Annotated in this window: 11 protein-coding genes; 1 reads left to right on the forward strand and 10 read right to left on the reverse strand. The window is 51.4% G+C overall.

Going from position 1 to position 18,119, the window contains the following annotated elements; genetic code table 11:
• Nucleotides 1-421: 421 nt before the first annotated feature.
• From ligA to AC0YN4_RS23700, 9 genes are all read right to left on the reverse strand, one after another.
• Entirely contained in the window at nucleotides 422-2,425 is a 2,004-nt protein-coding gene (gene ligA, locus AC0YN4_RS23660; RefSeq protein WP_475837146.1) for an NAD-dependent DNA ligase LigA, read from the reverse strand.
• A 68-nt stretch (nucleotides 2,426-2,493) separates the two neighbouring features.
• A complete protein-coding gene (pcrA, locus tag AC0YN4_RS23665; protein ID WP_475782942.1) occupies nucleotides 2,494-4,869 on the reverse strand; it encodes a DNA helicase PcrA in 2,376 nt (791 codons plus the stop codon).
• A gap of 199 nt (nucleotides 4,870-5,068) precedes the next feature.
• A complete protein-coding gene (pcrB, locus tag AC0YN4_RS23670; RefSeq protein WP_475782943.1) occupies nucleotides 5,069-5,782 on the reverse strand; it encodes a heptaprenylglyceryl phosphate synthase in 714 nt (237 codons plus the stop codon).
• Between the two features lie 45 nt (nucleotides 5,783-5,827).
• A complete protein-coding gene (locus tag AC0YN4_RS23675; protein ID WP_090982433.1) occupies nucleotides 5,828-6,196 on the reverse strand; it encodes an STAS domain-containing protein in 369 nt (122 codons plus the stop codon).
• A gap of 30 nt (nucleotides 6,197-6,226) precedes the next feature.
• Nucleotides 6,227-8,407, reverse strand: coding sequence for an ATP-binding SpoIIE family protein phosphatase (locus tag AC0YN4_RS23680; protein ID WP_475782944.1), 2,181 nt, complete (start codon nucleotides 8,405-8,407; stop codon nucleotides 6,227-6,229).
• Nucleotides 8,398-10,254 carry an AfsR/SARP family transcriptional regulator gene (locus AC0YN4_RS23685; protein ID WP_475836943.1) on the reverse strand — a complete coding sequence of 619 codons (1,857 nt, stop codon included), beginning with the start codon at nucleotides 10,252-10,254 and terminating at the stop codon, nucleotides 8,398-8,400. Before AC0YN4_RS23685 ends, AC0YN4_RS23680 begins: the two co-directional genes overlap by 10 nt.
• 216 nt (nucleotides 10,255-10,470) lie before the next feature.
• Complete coding sequence (locus AC0YN4_RS23690) at nucleotides 10,471-13,020, reverse strand: U32 family peptidase (RefSeq protein WP_475837147.1); 2,550 nt, start codon at nucleotides 13,018-13,020, stop codon at nucleotides 10,471-10,473.
• 147 nt (nucleotides 13,021-13,167) lie between these two features.
• Nucleotides 13,168-15,060: a stalk domain-containing protein gene (locus AC0YN4_RS23695; RefSeq protein ID WP_475836944.1), complete on the reverse strand. Its 1,893-nt coding sequence runs from the start codon at nucleotides 15,058-15,060 to the stop codon at nucleotides 13,168-13,170.
• 32 nt (nucleotides 15,061-15,092) lie between these two features.
• Entirely contained in the window at nucleotides 15,093-16,208 is a 1,116-nt protein-coding gene (locus AC0YN4_RS23700) for a S1C family serine protease (RefSeq protein WP_475836945.1), read from the reverse strand.
• Nucleotides 16,209-16,452: 244 nt separating this feature from the next.
• Here AC0YN4_RS23700 and AC0YN4_RS23705 point away from each other — a divergent pair, with 244 nt between their 5' ends.
• Nucleotides 16,453-17,421, forward strand: a complete 969-nt coding sequence (locus tag AC0YN4_RS23705) for a sugar phosphate isomerase/epimerase family protein (protein ID WP_091225049.1) — start codon at nucleotides 16,453-16,455, stop codon at nucleotides 17,419-17,421.
• 149 nt (nucleotides 17,422-17,570) lie between these two features.
• Here the strand turns inward: AC0YN4_RS23705 and AC0YN4_RS23710 are convergent, their stop codons facing one another.
• Nucleotides 17,571-17,783, reverse strand: coding sequence for a hypothetical protein (locus AC0YN4_RS23710; protein ID WP_090982421.1), 213 nt, complete (start codon nucleotides 17,781-17,783; stop codon nucleotides 17,571-17,573).
• Between the last annotated feature and the right edge of the window lie 336 nt (nucleotides 17,784-18,119).

Raw genomic sequence — 18,119 nt, forward strand, 5'->3', positions numbered from 1 at the left:
ACGCCGCCAGCGTTCGTCCTGAGCCAGGATCAAACTCTCCATAAAAGTGGTAAGCCCGAAGGCTTGGCCATTTTTAAGAATTCGCTTGTTAGCTCATTCAAAAAACTAGCTACGCAGATTGCTCTGCGATATTTTAAAACATTTTGTTGAATCTGACGTGATTCATATGTTCAGTTTTCAAAGAACTTGTTTGTCTCACTTTCGTGGTGACAAGTGATTATATTACCAGCTTCGTCATCATGTGTCAACAACTTATTTACTTTCTGTCGAAAGTTGTATGTTGTTGTTGCCGTATGTCTCAGAAGCGACAAGAAATAATTTAACACATCCGCAAACCCTATGCAACTTGTAAAAAATGACAAAGGAGCATGCCCTCTACAACCTGCGTAGAATTCATGCTCCTAATCATTTACTACAGTAATTACTGCAACAGCTTAAGCAGCTCTTCTTCATCTTCAATAACGGTTACCCCGAGATCGCGCGCCTTTGTAAGCTTACTCCCTGCACTCTCGCCGGCGATGACGAAGTCCGTCTTCTTGGACACACTGCCGCTGATCTTCGCACCAAGCGCCTCCAGCTTCTTCGCCGCCTCATCGCGCGTCATTAGAGAGAGCGTTCCGGTAAGCACAACGGTTTTGCCGCTGAATATGCTGTCCGTCCGCGCAGCCTCTTGCTGCTCCGCTTCTGCTTTGACACCAAGTGCCAGCATACGGTCTAAGCACTCCGAGATAATCGGATCGCTAAAGTAGGTGTAGATGCTGTCTGCCACAATCCCTCCAACGTCAGGCAATCCAACGAGCTCCTCGACAGTCGCGGCTCGCACAGCACTTAAGCTGCCGAAATGGTCCGCGAGCATCTTCGTTGTCGCTTTGCCCGTATTGGGGATACCAAGGGCAAATAGGAACGCTGCCAGATCCCGGTCCTTGGATTTCTCAAGCGCATCAAGCAGCTTACGCGCCTTGCGATCACCGAAGCGATCAAGACCGATTAGTTGATCATAGGTCAGAGAATAGAGATCCGCAGGATCACGGACTCCGCATTCATCAAACAGCTGCTCTGCTGTCATGATGCTGAACGATTCGATATCCATCGCATCGCGGGACGAGAAATGGGTAATCCGACCGATCGTCTGGGGTCTGCAGCCAAGCTTATTGTTGCAGAACAAATGCGCTCCGCGCAGCTCCAGCGGTGTTCCGCAAGAAGGACATTCGGTAGGCGCTATGATTTCTACGCCGGGCTCATCGTCGGCTTTGCCCAGAATTTCCGGAATGACGTCGTTGGAACGGCGAATGATGACATGCGTGCCAAGCGCGAATTTAAGATTCTTACGCTCGATATCTCCGATATTGTTGAGCGTACAGTTCTGAACAGTAACGCCTGCGAGATCAACAGGCTCGACGCGTGCGACAGGTGTGATTTTGCCGGTACGGCCCACTTCCCAGGATACAGACTCCAGGATCGTCGTCGTCTCTTCGGCCTCGAACTTAAACGCAACAGCCCAGCGCGGGAATTTATCGGTATAGCCGAGCGCTTCGCGCGTCCGCATGTCCGTCAGCTTCACGACTGCACCATCAATGAGGAAATCATGCTCACCTCGGCCTTCAGCGACACGACTGAGTTCTGCCTGCACCTCTTCAATCGTCGTGCAGTACAACGTATAAGGATTAACCTTAAACCGGTTATCCTTCAGAAACTGAATCATCTGTGCATGCTGCTCGAAGGATATACCTTCGGCGTACCCTATATTATAGAAGAACGCATTCAGCTTCCGCTCTGCGGTAATCCGCGGATTCTGGTTACGCAGCGCACCTGCTGCTGCATTACGTGCATTCTTCAGCGGTTCGACAGCACTTACATTGTAAGCTTCAAGCACGGAGAGATTCATAATGCCTTCGCCTTGAACCTCAATGAGACCGTCTTTGAACGGAATTGTCAGCGGTATGGAGCGAATCGTCTTTACTTGCGCCAGAATCCCCTCGCCTACAACACCGTTGCCGCGAGTCGATGCTTGCACAAGATTGCCCTCATCGTAAGTCAAATTCAGCGTAAGTCCATCAAATTTGAGCTCGATGACATAACTAGGCTCGGGCAATGGCGCTTCGCTCGGATTCTTGGTGTTATAGTCTGCGATTGCTTTCTTCACCCGAGTATTCCATGCGAGCAGATCCTCCGTGTCCTGCGCTTTATCCAGACTCCAGAGCCGGGCGCGATGACGATGAGGCTCGAAGCCTTTCAAGATATCGCCGCCAACACGCTGCGTCGGCGAATCCGGAAGGAAGCTGCCTGTCTCCTGCTCCAAGCGTACCAGCTCGTCATAGAGCTCATCCCACTGTTTGTCGCTGATCGTCGGCAGATCCAGCGTATAGTAGTTGTGATTGTGCTCCGCAATGAGGTCGATTAGCTCACGCATTCTCGCAAGCTTCATCGGCTCGATATTAGATCCCGGTTCCATCGCAGTCGTCATAGACGTTCTCCCTCTCTCGTTCAAATTCCTTATACCTTCGTAATCGGTGCAAAGCTCGCAAGCAGCTTCTTCAGACCAACCGGAGCCGGGAATGCGATTTGGAGCTCCTTGTCATTACCGGTACCACGGACGGAGACAATCGTGCCGATGCCCCACTTGCCGTGTGATACTTTATCGCCGGCTACAAACTCGCCGCCCGCTCCAGCCCCTGCTGCTGCACCGGAAGCTGCGCGCGCCGCATCCATTGGCGTGGTAATCCGAACGCCGCTGCTGCTGCTGCCTGCTCCGGAAAGAGACCCCGACCGGGCAGCCGGCGACGGTGCACCGCTGCGGAAGCCAAATCCCGTTGATCCCGAAGCTCCGGCACCTGCTGCGCCACCTCCGCCAATACCTCGACTGCCTGAACCAAACCCGATTCCGCCGCCTGCCGGACGGCCGCGTCCTGTTGCGGATGCATCCGTCTTCAGCTCATCCGGTACCTCCCGAAGGAATCGCGAAGGCATATTCGCATTCGTCCGGCCAAACAACGTACGCATTCGAGCGCTAGTCAGATAAAGCTGCTTCTCCGCGCGTGTAATCCCAACGTAGGCAAGTCGGCGCTCCTCTTCCAGCTCTTCGTTATCATTCATTGCCCGACTGTGAGGAAATACACCTTCCTCCATCCCGATAATGAATACGATCGGAAACTCCAGGCCTTTGGCGCTGTGCATCGTCATCAGCACGACGGCATCCTTCACGCCGCCTTCCGGCTCATCTTTATCCATCGAGTCAATGTCTGCAATAAGAGCAAGATCCGTTAGGAATGAAACCAAGGATTTGTCTTCATTACGCTTCTCAAAGTCCTGCGTTACGGAGAGAAACTCGTCGATATTCTCTAAACGCGCCTTCGACTCCAGCGTGTTCTCACGCTGCAGCTCCTCGCGATAGCCGCTTAGCTCCAATACCTTCTCCGTCAGCTCTGTAACCGATAAGTATTCAACCATACGCGTCAGGTTATCGATAATATCACGGAATTCCGCTAGCGCCGTGCGGGCACGACCTGTTACATCAAGCCAGTCCAGCTGCTCTAGCAGCGCAAAGACCGAGATCCCGCGCAGTCCCGCTTCATCAAACAGTTTGGCAACGGTCGTATCGCCAATCCCCCGCTTAGGGACATTAACAATCCGTTGGAAGCAGATATCATCATCCGGATTCGAAACAAGCCGCAAGTAAGCGAGCAAGTCTTTAATCTCTTTGCGATCATAGAACTTGACGCCGCCGACAATTTGATAAGGAATATCGGATTTAATGAGTGTTTCCTCTATCACCCGTGATTGCGCGTTCGTCCGGTACAGGATCGCATGATCGCCGAACTTCCGGCCGCCGCCTACGTGTTTGCGAATAGCACCTGTCACGAAATACCCTTCATCATGCTCCGTGTCTGCTTGGTAAACGGTGATCGCTTCACCTTCGCCCTGATCCGTCCACAGTTTCTTCGGCTTCCGGCCGCTGTTAAGCTTAATAACGGCATTGGCAGCGTTCAAGATATTCGCGCTGGAACGGTAGTTCTGCTCCAGCATGATCGTTTGCGCTTCCGGATAGTCTTCCTCAAAGTTCAAAATATTCGTAATATCCGCGCCGCGCCACCGGTAAATCGATTGGTCGCTATCCCCTACAACGCAGATATTGTGATGTTTGCTGGCTAACATATTACACAACATGTATTGCGCTCGGTTCGTATCCTGATACTCATCGACATGGATATAGCGAAATTTGTTCTGGTAGAAGGCAAGTACATCCGGCTCGTCCTTGAACAGCTGGATCGTTTTCATAATGAGATCGTCGAAGTCCAGCGAGTTGTTGCTCTTGAGCCGCTTCTGATAAGCGGTATATACCTTAGAAACGATCCCGTCAAAATAATCCCCAATCTTCAGCTCGAATTGCTCCGGTGAAATCAGCTCATTCTTCGCCCCGCCAAGTGCAGCTTGCACGCTCTTCGGCTCAACTTTCTTCGTATCGATATTAAGATCCTTCATGCAGTTGCGGATAACCGACAGCTGATCGGCGGAATCCAAGATCGAGAAGCTGTTCGTAAAGCCGATCCGGTTAATGTCTCTGCGCAAGATCCGCACACACATCGAGTGGAAGGTCGATACCCAAATATCTTGACCGGCATTGCCGACCAGCGCGCTTACGCGCTGCTGCATTTCCCGTGATGCTTTATTGGTAAAGGTAATCGCCAGGATACTCCATGGCGCTACTCGCTTCTTCTCGATTAAGTATGCAATACGGTGCGTAAGCACGCGTGTCTTACCGCTTCCCGCTCCTGCCATGATGAGCAGCGGCCCATCTGTTGCTTGCACAGCTGCACGCTGAGGCGCGTTCAGTTTCTGAACAGCCTGGTCGATGCTGAATTCGTTTAACATAGAGAAAATAAACCCCTTTGTTCGCATTTGTTCGCCTAATCTCAGTCTAGACAACCGCCGAGATTGTGTCAATTACAACCGGGCAGATTGCAGTTATTTTCCAATAAATAAAAACGGCCTCCGAAATGACGATCCGCATGTCCGTTCAGCAGCCGATTCGTTCCGAAGCCGTTCTTGTTCATTTCCGCTATCTTCAGCTTTACTTAGGCAGTTCCGTGGATAACACAGCATTGACCGTCGACAGCGCCGCGTCCAGATCATCATAGATCACATTACCAACGATAACCGTATGCGCTGCTTCTGCCGCCTGTTTTGCTTTTGCCGCATCATCAATCCCGCCGCCATAGAACAGCCTCGCTCCCGTCACGAGCCGAAGGGTTCGCTTCACAAGCTCCATGTCGCCGAATTTGCCGCTGTACTCCATATAGATCACCGGCAAGTGCATAAGTCGATCCGCCATATAAATATGAGCCGCGACCGTCTCAGAGTCAAGCCCTGCCTGAGCACCCGTAAGCTTCGCCGCTTGGGCTTCCTCGTTCAAGATCAGGTACCCTTCTGCCGAGGTGTTCTCCCAGGGGATGAAAGCCCCGAATTTACGCAACGCCTGTATTTGTCTGCCTGCGAGCCATTCCGCCTTATCGGTATTCAGCACAAGTGGAATGAAATAATGGTCAAATCCCGGCACTGCGGCCTCTTCATTCGACACCTCAAGCGCACAAGGCACCTCATACCGGCGAATTCGCGACATCAGATCAACGGTATTGTCAAAGGTAACACCGCTTGATCCGCCCACTAGGATAGCATCGGTTCCGGACATGCAGATGGCATCGAGCCGCTCATCACTGATTTCACGTTCCGGATCCAGCTTAAATACATGCCGCCATTCTTTATATATTGCCGATTGCAGTTCCATGTTGCCCTCCGCCTAATTTTGATATCCTGCCATCCTTAAGCCGGCTTACAGCTCAAGCGCCTCAATTCGCTGCATAACGGCAAATTCATTGGGATAAATCATCATAAACTCCGTTAAGCCTACCATGCGGAACAGCTTCTCGTAATGGGGCGTTATGCCCCATGCGAAAGTGTGTACGCCTGCTTTGCTGCCCATCCGAGCCAGCCGAATCAGTACAGCCATCCCGCCGCTATTAATATAATCGACTTTCGTCAGATCCAGCGCCATAAACCGGATGCTTCGGCCGAGCTCCGATTCTTGCTCAAAACCCGCAATCAGCTTGCCCTCGGCTGCCTTGCTCAAATCGCCTTCCAACTTCAGTACCATCCCGCTTGGGAATTTCCGCGTTTCAATTTGCAAGGGCTGTTCGCTCATCTTCTCAAGCCTCCTTATCCAGGTCATCGGTTATCCGCCAGAAGCCGTCTGTAATTTTCTCATAAAATAAAGCTCCGTATAAAATCCGCGTTCATCTCGGCCGGTTGTCCAGTAATCCGCCAGCGTATCAATCATAACCAGTCCCCAGCCTCTAGGGTCCTCTGATTCCAGCTTCTTGCGCATCTCCGCTTCATCTCGGGAGAGCCTTGGATAATAGCCGCCGCCTTCATCGTAAATGCGGCAAACGGACAGCATGCCGCCGATTTGGGCGATGACGGTAACGTATGTATTCGGCTGCAGCTTGTTTCCATGCTCGATCGCATTAATCATCGCTTCGCACACGGCGCTTTGGACATCCTCTTTGATTTCGGATTCCGGCCATCTCTCTTGCATCCAATCGCCCAGCTTCAAGGCGATAAGCCTCTCCTCGCCAAGCTTGCTGCGCAAGGACCATTCACGGGTCATAAACGGATTATCGAACGCCGCGGCTACGTCACCGTAATCGCCTCGCGGAATATCCAGCTTATCCAGCGCGCTGCGATATTCACCCGCAAGCTCCAGAACGACGACGGTGCGATCGTCTTGACCCGGTCCGCATGCCTCATCGACACGAGCAAGCCAATCATCCACTACGACAGACAATTCGCCTTCTGATTCCCAAGTCGCAATCTCCGCTTCAAGTCCGTCGAAGCTGTACATTTTACCGGTTTGATCGATCGCCTCAATTAATCCATCCGTATACAGCAGGAACCGATCCCCGTCCTTCAACTGCAAGTCTTTCTCCTCGTAGACGGCCTCAGGGTCAATCCCGATCGGAAGCGAGCTGCAATCGATCGCGGTGAACTGCCCATCCTTGGCAATGATGTATGGCGACAGATGTCCTGCACTGGCATATTGCACCTTATTATTAGTTAAATCGATGATGCCTACACCGATGGAAACACAACCTTCGTCCCCCATCGCTTCGCACAGCTGTCGGTTCATACGGGCAAGCACCTCCGAAGGGCTGCCGTTTCTCCGAATCTCGGAGCGGAAAACAAGCAGCTGCGCCGACATAATGAGTGCCGCGGGCAATCCTTTGCCTGACACATCACCGATCATCACTGCAAATCGGCTGGGGCCAAGCGACACAACATCGAAGAAATCCCCGCCAACCTCACGGTAGGATCGGCAGCGTGCTGCAATGTGATAGGCGCCTATCGTCAGATTTCCGGGCGGAAGGAGCTTCTGTTGCACATTGTAAGCCATTTTCAATTCCCGCTCCAGTGATTCGTATTCCCGGTTAATCCGATTCTGCAGCTCACTGTAGGCCACCGCAAGTTCTCCGGCTTCGTCATGTACAATAGACGCTGTATGGGCATGCCGGATATCCGTTCCGCCAACAAGTCCGCGAATATCCCGAATGAGGCCTCGAAGCTCCTGCCTAAATTGCATCGTCACATAACTGAACAAACTTAATCCGATTAAGAAATAAAATAAAGCAATCAGTCCGAATTTGTAAGGCTCCATCGATTCATGCGGTCTCGCTGTCACAATGGCCAGCTGAAACAGACTCAGAATCGTGACCAGAAACGTACAAGTATACGTAATCACAAGCGGTTGCGAAAACGAAGCCCGTCCATCAAAGCTGCCGGACAGCGGCTGGAGCTTCATCATGTAAGGACGAAACAGTCGCCGCACGGAGGTGAAGAGAACGAGCGCCACCGTCATGATGAGACTTTGCTCCCCCGCCATAATGCCGGTCAATTGCAGCCAATCGATGGAATCGCCTTTCTCTTGATCATTCCACACCTGGATCAGATCCGCCAAATGAAAGCTTGCCGAGATCAGCAGTCCGAGCAGCAGCACGCTGATCAGCAGCTCATAAGGCATACGATACAAACGAACGAGAGCTGCACTAGTCAGACTGTTGTCCCGTTGTATACCCGTCCTTGCGGAAGACGAAGCATCTTCTTGGAGCTCCTTAATGACGGGCTGCAGCCGCCACGCCGATGCGCAAACTAGAATGACCGCAAGCATAACCGACCCAAGCACGTTCACGATAAACGGAAAAGGGAACATCGCTTCAAAGTGCGAAACCAACATCGTTTCCGCACGCAAAATCAATAAACTGAGCACCAGCGCTATGACATAAATGAGCAACAGCCGATTAAGCAGCGAGCGTCCCGCAAAGGATGGCCGATTCTTATTCTGTGTCGTCCTCAATTCCATAGCAGGCTCCTAACCTCATCAAGCGGTTCGCTGCCCAGTTCCTCTTTGCAAACGCGCTCTAGGCGCCGGTACCAGCCGATCGCTTCGATTCGCCGATCTCCGCGCAAGCAAAGTCTAATCATAGCCTCGTACGCTTCTTCCTGTTCGGGCCGCAGCGCAATCCATTCGGCTAAACTCTGCTCCACCCTTGCCTCGTCATGCAATTCACCGTAGTAGCCGGCTATTCGCTTGATCATATTCGTCTGACGATCCAGAAGCTGCTCCCTGACTCGCTCGAGCCATTCCGCATAGGGAAGCTCCGTTCCAAGCAGGCCATAGAGAGGCATCGCCTTGTCGTATAAGCGGCAAGCCTCTTCGCGATCATCTATCCAGAGCTGGTCGCCAACACGGGACAACGTCAGATAGCTTTCCACATCGATCGCTTCAAAAGTCACTTCCGATATGCCTACGACGCCGCGTTTGGCATAAACCAGATCCTCCGGCATGCCGAGTTCCTTTAACGAGGAACGTAAGTCATGAAGGGTGACATAAAGCTGATTGGATCGTTTAGCGGGATCGCCTTCTCCGAAAACCCGTTCAATAACTTGCTCTCTATTTGCCTTATAACCCGGTTGAAGCAATAAATAGACGAGTAATTCACCGGCTTTCCGCCGCTTCCATATCGGTTCAGCCAGCTTACCTTCCGGTGTACTGAAGCTGATCCCATCAATGAGCTGTACCCGCCATCTGGCCGTATTGGTTTCAGCGGTATGCATATGCACATTGTCATTGGAGTTGTCCGGTGCGGGCTCCGGAACTGCGCCCTGTTGTACGTCATCTCTATTCAGCAGATCAGTCCCCAACTGTTGATCCAATTCGCTTAGCTGCTGCTGTCTAATTTGCTCTTGTGCAAAGAACGTGATCGTGTGGATTTCCACATTCGCCTGATCTTCCATTGACTGCTTGAGCTCCGCTGCAAATCGGTCAATAGCCGGCGTGGAAACTAGTTTACGCAGCCGATCCAGCTTCGGATAGAATTGTTCCGCTTGAGCAAGCTGCCCTTCTTGAAGAAACCGTTTCAATCGAGCTCCGCTGGCAAAGATCGAGCTTTCAATATCCTCCGTCAGATCTGCCGAGAGATTCTCATCCGGCTGCTGCATCAGGATCGCTTTGCTCAAATAAGCAAAACGTTCAGGCAGCATCGCGCACAATTCCGCACTTGGCTCCTTACTCGTCAGCAAATCAACCAGCACAGCACCCGATGGGTTGTTCACCATATGGCGTTTGAGCCAGTGCAGCCACAGCTGCCAATCGGGATGCTCCTTCTCGAGGGGATCAAACAACAGCCGATCGAGCAGCACAAACCCGAGCCAAAGCGGCTTGCCTTCTTCTCTGAAACGTTCAGCGGACATAATAAAGAGACGCTGCGCCAGCTCATATTGCGCGGAACCATTGGCTGCCGCATGGGCCAGTGCCCACGGCACAAAACCGCTGCAGTTCTCCGGATTACGCGCCCACTCCTGTGCCAGCAGGGCCATTACAGGCTTAGACTCCTGCTTATCGCCTACCTGCTCGTACAATAGACCCAGCATCGCCATCATCGTCAGCATCGAGGAATCATCCGCTTGCGCGGCAAAACCTCGGAGTGCGGCTTCCAGTCTTAGCTTGGTTTCGACTAACCGTCCCCTAAGCAAGCCATCCTCGCATTCAGCGCGAAGCAGCAGCGGCGATTTCATTCTTATATCAGCCGGAATGGCCAACAATTGCGCAATAGCGGGCATTTGGCCATCAAGAATGGTACGTTCGGCCTTCAGTACTTCCATTTGCCAACCGTCCTGGTTGGTCTTCACCTTGTTAGGTTGTTTCATTGGTCATCCTCACCAAGCCTATTTTATTCTCGACTTCCGGCACGCAATAATAACTGGCCGGTACGAAATGTACACAACCTGAATTAATGCTACTATTCGCCCCCCAATCCCGAAAACCTCCCTGACTGTCGAAAATGAAAGAAATTTGTAAGGGCTCGGGATAGGAAATTATGACTATATAAGAAAAGAGAGGCCGCCTTAGCTGCCCCTCTACTCTTATTTGACCAGCTGACCTCTTGTAACGCCGAGCTGATTGATGGCTTTCAAGCTGCGCCACACTTGCGTACCGCCAATTCGTCCGGCGATGGCATCGCTGTAGAGCTCGATAACCTCATCTACTTTATCGGCGGTCTCTTCCAGAAACTCGATTCGGAAAGAAGCTACACCAAGATCACCGAATTGTTTGATGTATTCAGCGCCCGATTGCTCGATGGCGTTATAGACCGTATTCCGGCAGCCTTCATCGACGCGAACCGGATGAGACATTCCGATCCGGTCTTGCAGCGACACGCGGCGATCTTCGCACGGTCTGCCGCAGTTGGTGAAATCCGTACCTTCGCTCAGGAACGTGCAATATACGCAGTGCTCCGTATGGAACATCGGCAAATGCTGATGAATAACGACTTCCATGCGCGACGTATCGCTGTTGCGAAGCAAATCAAACATTTGCTGTACGTTCAAGTCATAAGACGGCGTTACCAGGCTGCAGCCGGCATCGAAGAAGAGATCAGCTGCTTTATGATTCGCGATATTCAGCGAGAAGTCCCCGATCAGCGTCGGGAACGGCTCATTCGGCTTGGAAGCGCGCGCCCTTAAATAGTAATACAGCGCACCTGTATTCCGTACCAGCACGGCATCTGGCTTCAGCTTCAAAATATTCGCATGGTAGCCGTTCTCGTTCGGCATATGAATCCGCGGCGTCACCAGCCCAATCGGCTTGCCTGCGCTCCGCGCAAGCTCCATCGCAGCGGGAAGCTGCTTGATGAACTCGAAATCGGCATACACCATGCCGACTTTCTCGGAGCGCACCGCAGCTTCAAGCTGCGGCAAGCTGCGGCAGAGCACCGTCAGCTTGGCCCCAGCGCCGCGGCCTGCGGCCGCAAGCTCGCCACCGGCGCTGACGCTGCCTTCACTCGCGCCGCGGCTGCGCACGTCGTCGTAAACCTCGACGGCGCGCTTCACATACACGGGCGGCTTCGGTCGCTCGCCGGCCAAAGCCTCAGCCGCTTCACGGCGCATCCGGTTCAGCTCGCGCATCGGCACGATGAGGTCGCCCTGCAGGTCGACCTCCAGTCCCTCGAGCTGATATACCGTGCCGCCAAGTCGGCCTAATTGCTCTTCGAGCAGCGCGTGGTCCATCGGACGTTTCTCCGCATGCTCGAGCAGAAGCTCGGAGGCAACCTCAACCGTATTGCCCTTCTCGACATCGGTCCACCACGTGCGGAGCGGCTGTCCGAGCCCGCCGGTTACTTTCACATGCAGCGGGAATACGCGGTAAGGCTTCTCGGTCTCATACGAAGCACGAAGACGTTTGTCCAGCGCCGGGTCGTTTGTTTTCCAAACCCGATCGCCTACATGAACCTTGCGCAGGTCGATATCGTTACGCCCCGGCACCAATTCAATAACAGTTCCCTCCTGGGCTTCACCTTCAAACTTCGTGCCTTGTCTGCGCAAATCGTAGACGCGGCCGCCTTCTTCCTTCTTCGTCGGATCTCCCGCATCGAAGACAATCCCGTCGCCGCGTTTAAGCGGCGCTTCGATCCGGCAAACAACGGCATCGCGAAGCACCCGCTCCACGCGTCCAAGATAGACGCCGCGGCTCTTCGGGAATGTCCCTTCTACGAGCTTCTTATTGTTGGTTCCGGTTAGGAAGCCATGCGTGAATCCACGCGAGAAGCTCTGCTGCAGCTCGCGGATATCTTCCTTCGAAGGGGCAGAGCGATCCCCATCGAAATATTTATCAATCGCCTTGCGGTATTTGCTCACCACGTTGGCTACATATTCAGGGCTTTTGAGACGACCTTCGATTTTGAAAGAAGTCACGCCTGCTTCGATAAGTTCCGGTACGAGCTCGACAGCCGCGAGATCCTTCGGCGAAAGCAGGTACGTAACGTCGCCCATTACCTTCTGCTCGCCATCTACCATCAGATCGTACGGAAGTCGGCAAGCTTGCGCGCATTCGCCGCGGTTAGCCGAACGACCTCCCCACATCTCAGAGGTCAGACACTGACCGGAGTACGATACGCATAGAGCGCCATGAACAAACACTTCCATCGGCAGTTTCGCTTGCTCACCGATGGTCTTGATTTGCTTTAAATTGTTCTCCCGGCCAAGCACGACGCGTTCGATATCAAACGGCTTCGTGAACTCTACCGCTTCCGGAGACGTAATCGTCATCTGAGTCGAGCCATGAATCGGGAAATCCGGCGACAGCTCGCGAATGAGCTTCACCAGTCCGAGATCCTGCACGATAACCGCATCGACACCTGCATCGATACAAGCTTCTATCAGCTGCTTCGCACTATTCAATTCTTCTTCAAACACCAATATATTAAAGGTCAGAAATCCTTTAACGCCATAGCTGTGCAGGAAGGCCATAACTTCCGGCAGCTCGTCCGTATGAAAATTATTCGCCCGCGCCCGTGCATTGAACTTCTCTACGCCAAAAAAAACAGCGTCGGCTCCATTTGCCACAGCTGCCCTCATGCAATCCCAATCGCCGGCCGGTGCCAGCAGTTCGACATCTTGCCGCTTCATCATTACCATCTTGACTTCCGCCATCCTTATCTATCAATCACTTATTTGTTTTAAGTGTACCAGAGCTTACGCCTAAACAAAAGCGACCTGCCTACGCAAAAGCCGCTCCCCTCCGAAATATTTCCGGTTGGAAGCGGCGCCTTTGTGATCTGCGAGCTAATTTGTAAACGTAAACGAATTAACAGCCTTCTCGATTTGACTGAGATTGCTCTCGGTGAGGTTGGCTTGGTTTAGCGCATAGGAGATTAAATAAACGCCTCCATGCATTTCCACCACATAATAGACGAGTTTTACCGGTACATCGAGATTGTTCATTTCCCATTCCACTTTCGTTACGGGAATCCCATTTCCGATTGTCGATGGGCCGGTTGACGTAATATGGGCACCAGATTTAATCATTTCAGGGTCAGTCGTAATATATTGCTTTAGCGTTTCATTATATTCGCTTGCTTCCCGATCTTCCCAGACGTTAATCACGAATGACCCTTCCGGCAAAGCATACTCGACCGTGTCTTCCTCGAAGTTTTTCTTCGTTGCGGTCCACGATTGAGGCAGAACAATAGAGTAACCGTACGTATTGCTTTTCTTCGTGACCGTCATTCCGGCAAGATCGGAGTCATCCCCCAGATCGGTAAAATTTTTCTCGATAAATGCGGTGTCGATGTCCGCAAGCGCTGCTATTTGAGCAAACAAAGCGTCGCCTTTCACCGGCTCATTGAAGTAATAGAAATCAATCTCATACTTATGGGTACCTGAAGTTAAGAAGACTTGATATTCCTTATTCCAGTCTTTCTTGTCGTACGTATATTCGTAACTCAGTACCTCCGCCTTTCCATCCGGCAAGATAACGGTCGACTCTGAGATATTGCGAACATAATCAGATAACGTGGTTTCTTCCAATTGCTTACGTGAACGTTTCAACCATTCTCCCGCCGTATCCCCTGCTTGCAAGGAACTGACACTAAAGGTCAAATAGCCGTCATCACTTGTAAAAGCAGGCGTAGACGCTTCCTTAACACGAGCCCAATTGACAGGAAGTTTGACGGTAAACCCAAAGTCCGCGTCCATAATCGTAATGTTGTTGTCTTTTACCTTCGTAACATCTTTAATGCTCCCATCACTTTTGGCAAAAGAAGGCTTGAAACTGTCCATAACAGATTGATAAGCATTTAATTTCTCACGGGAGTCGGATTTAACACCTACAGCAATGAAATAGATTCGCGTACCGACCTGGATGGCGCGGTTGTCGTAGAACCAGCCATCCCGATCTTTACTGATTATCCGCTCAAAGCTTAGATCGCCAAGGGTTACCGTCTTCTTCTCGACTGCAAACTCACCTTCAGAGAAATAACCCATAATATAATCGCGAAGTTCTTCACGGGTATAGGCTTGATCCACGTCTTCAACAAACACGCTAACGCGGCGGTCTTCCTGCGCGGAAGTCCATTGCGTTGCACTTCCGTTATCGGATTGATAGCTTAGCGCCAAATCCGAGGGATAGTTCATCGTCCAGCCATAGTAGCTGTCGCCGACCTTTGTTTTACCTGCATCCGTATTAATGCCGCCGGTGTTTGAGCCCGCTGTTGTACCGGAAGTGTTGGCTTTAACGCCGTTAATTGTGATTTGATTGCCGCTGAGTGCCAGCGTGGCACCAAATGCCGATACAATGACTCGAAGCGGCACCATCGTGACACCGTTCACGATTTTCGGTTCAGCCGTCAGTGTTATCGGTGCACCGTTAACCTTTACGATTTTGCTGCCGATCGTCAGGACAACCTTAGTTGAATTATAGGAGAGCGTAATGATCTTATTGTTCTCCAGCTTGAGGCCTGCTCCGAAAGCTTTGGTAATGACGCTTAAGGGAACCATGGTCGTGCCGTTCAACTTAAACGGCTTCTGTATCGTAGACGCGCTGCCGTTTACGGATAGAGTCGGACTGCCGATCGCCAGTTTGATAACCAGCTTGTCTGCTGCCGCTCCGGCGGTAATCGGCATAAGTGCGAATAACATACAAGCCGTAATGAGTATAGCCAGCCATTTCTTCTTCATAGTAAGTGGAATCTCCCTTATAAGGTAATGTATTACTTGGATTCGGCGAGCGTTATTCGCTTCGTAATCAGGTCGCCTTCCGACTGGAGCATGATTTCGATCTGCTGTCCCGGCAGATAGCCTTTAAGCAGTTCGTTAATCTCTACAATGGAAGCCACTTGCTTACCCCCTACGGAAAAGATCTGATCGCCCGGATGAAGATTGGCTTTCTTCGCACCTTCACTCCAGACTGACTCGATTTCCAGCGGTTCCGTTGTCGGCAAGCCGACAATAGCAGACCAGCTTTCTTCCAGCTCCGCACCAAGCGATGGACGCTTCACCTTGCCGTATTTGAAAAATTGGTTAACCACGTATCGAACGGTATCTGCCGGAATGGAAAAGCCGAGACTTTCGACGCCATCGCTGACAAATTTCAGTGAATTTATCCCGATTACCTCGCCCTTCGCATTCACAAGCGGGCCTCCACTATTGCCCGGATTAATCGCAGCATCGGTCTGGAGCAGCTTGTAGTAGGACGCGATAGAACGATTCATGCCACTCAGAATACCGGTTGTAGCCGTATTGCGGAGGGAGAACGAAACAGGTGTGCCAATCGCGATGACCGGCTCCCCTACTTCGAGTTGAAGCGGCACGGAAGCGAAGGTGGCCGGCTTCAGCTTCGTTGCATTGATTTTGACCAGAGCCAAGTCGCTCGTCTCGTCGATGTTAACCCGCTTGCCCGCATACTGCTTGCCATCGGCAGTTACCACTACAATGTTCTGCATATCCTTCACGACATGGGCATTCGTCACGATCCAGCCATCCGCCTTCCAGATGACTCCTGTTCCATGCGCCAGCGCAAATCGATTCGAATCGCCGATTTCGGTTGGCTTCCCAATGATGCCTACAACAGATGGCGACACTTTCTTGATGACTTCCGGTATCTGCGATTTAGGCGTGTATGTATAGCTGTGTGTCTTCGAATCATAGACTCCGGTACCGCCGAGCGCTTCTGTCATCGCACTCGCTTTTACATAAACCTCTCCGTTAATGATCTTCGCATCTAGTGCGGTGGTCGTGGAACCTCCTGCTGCTATTACGGTACCGGTCATTAACAGTGCTCCTGCCGTTATTACGGCACACGCCACTCGCCACCCTCTTCGCCCCATCTGATTCCTCCTACTTTCTACCATCTGCTACTCTATTATGAACACTAGTAATACTAGGACGATTCTACTATATTTACCCATAACAAACAATTGGGGGAATGCTGCTCGCAAGGAGTCAGTTTTTGTCCACTTACTATGCTTTTTTGGCATTGGAGACGTTGAATCTTAACCTTGTCTTCTGCCCATGCTATAATAAGTAATGCCATTCGCAATACATATCCATTTGGGAGGTAACTATACACGTATGAAACTCGGCGTATTCTCGGTCCTATTCGCACAGAAATCATTCGAAGATGCATTGGATTACATCGCATCTAAAGGCTTGGATGCCATTGAAATCGGAACAGGCGGCTACCCAGGCAACGCACACTGCGATCCTGACACTCTGCTTGCTGACGAAAGCAAACTCAAAGCATTCAAAGATGCAATTGCATCCCGCGGCTTGACGATCAGCGCACTTAGCTGCCACGCTAACCCGCTTCACCCGCAGAAAGCAATCGCAAGCGAGCATGACGCTGTCATCCGCAAAACGATCGTGCTGGCTAACAAGCTTGGCGTTTCCGTAGTAAACACATTCTCTGGCTGCCCCGGCGACCACGAAGATGCGAAATACCCGAACTGGCCGGTTGCACCATGGCCGAACGATTTCCAAGACATCTTGAAATGGCAATGGGAAGAGAAAGTTATCCCTTACTGGAGCGAGATCGCTAAGCTTGCTACAGAGAACAACGTCAAGATCGGTCTGGAGCTGCACGGCGGCTTCTCCGTTCACAGCCCTGCAACATTGCTTCGCCTTCGTGAAGCTTGCGGCGATGCGATCGGCGCTAACCTTGACCCGAGCCACATGTGGTGGCAAGGAATCGATCCGGTTCAAGCGATCCACATTCTTGGACGCGCTGGCGCGATTCACCACTTCCATGCCAAAGATACAACGATTGACACGAACAACGTGAACAAGCACGGCGTAACGGACATGCAGTCTTATGCCCTGATGCTTGACCGCGCTTGGCAGTTCCGTACAGTCGGTTACGGTCACGATATGAAGGTTTGGGCTGACATCATCAGCGCACTTCGTCTTGTTGGCTACGACTACGTTGTCAGCATCGAGCACGAAGACGGCCTGATGTCCGTTGACGAAGGCTTCACGAAAGCTGTTCAAAACCTGCAATCCATCCTCATCAAAGAGCCGCTTGGCGAGATGTGGTGGGTTTAATCCCTATAGAAGAAACTCCGGCCTTTCTTGGCCGGAGTTTTTTGCTTTATAGCTGCGTTGTTACATCGTGGTACAAAAAAAGCCGCCCGGCTCTCCTGCACATGCTGTGCAAGAACCGGAGCGGCTTATATCGGTACAGGCTGTATGTATTACTGCAGCCAGACTTTGAAAATCATTACGTAATTCGCAAATGCGAACACGAGCAACGATACCGTTGCAAATCCGATTGCAAATACATTTTTCTTCGGGCGAGCCATGAGCAGACGAACCCAGCCGATGAAAATAACGATCGTGAACAGCAGCATCATAATATCCATGGGATCGAATTTTGCGATTGTTGCTACTTTTTCAGCAAGAAACATTGGTGAAGACCTCCTTATTTTCGCACGTAGCCTATATTAGTTATGTTAGCCTCATCACGAGCTCGATGCAAGCCACAATCGAGAATCGTAACAAGTTTGTCACCATTCATAGAAGTAACGTATCGAGAACATGGATACTTTCTTATATTTTGACGAAGGTGCATTCATTATAATTAGATCCTTCGTCATTTATAATTAATCCTTATAGTTGTCCCATTGCTTCTCATTGTCGCATGGTTTGAATTATGTTACCATTCATTATAGCAATTTCATACGGAAATCGTCGGATTTTCGAACCCTTTAGAGCAGAGCAACCCGAGCATAACATTCCTAGGA

It is taken from the genome of Paenibacillus sp. J22R3, from assembly GCF_056269305.1.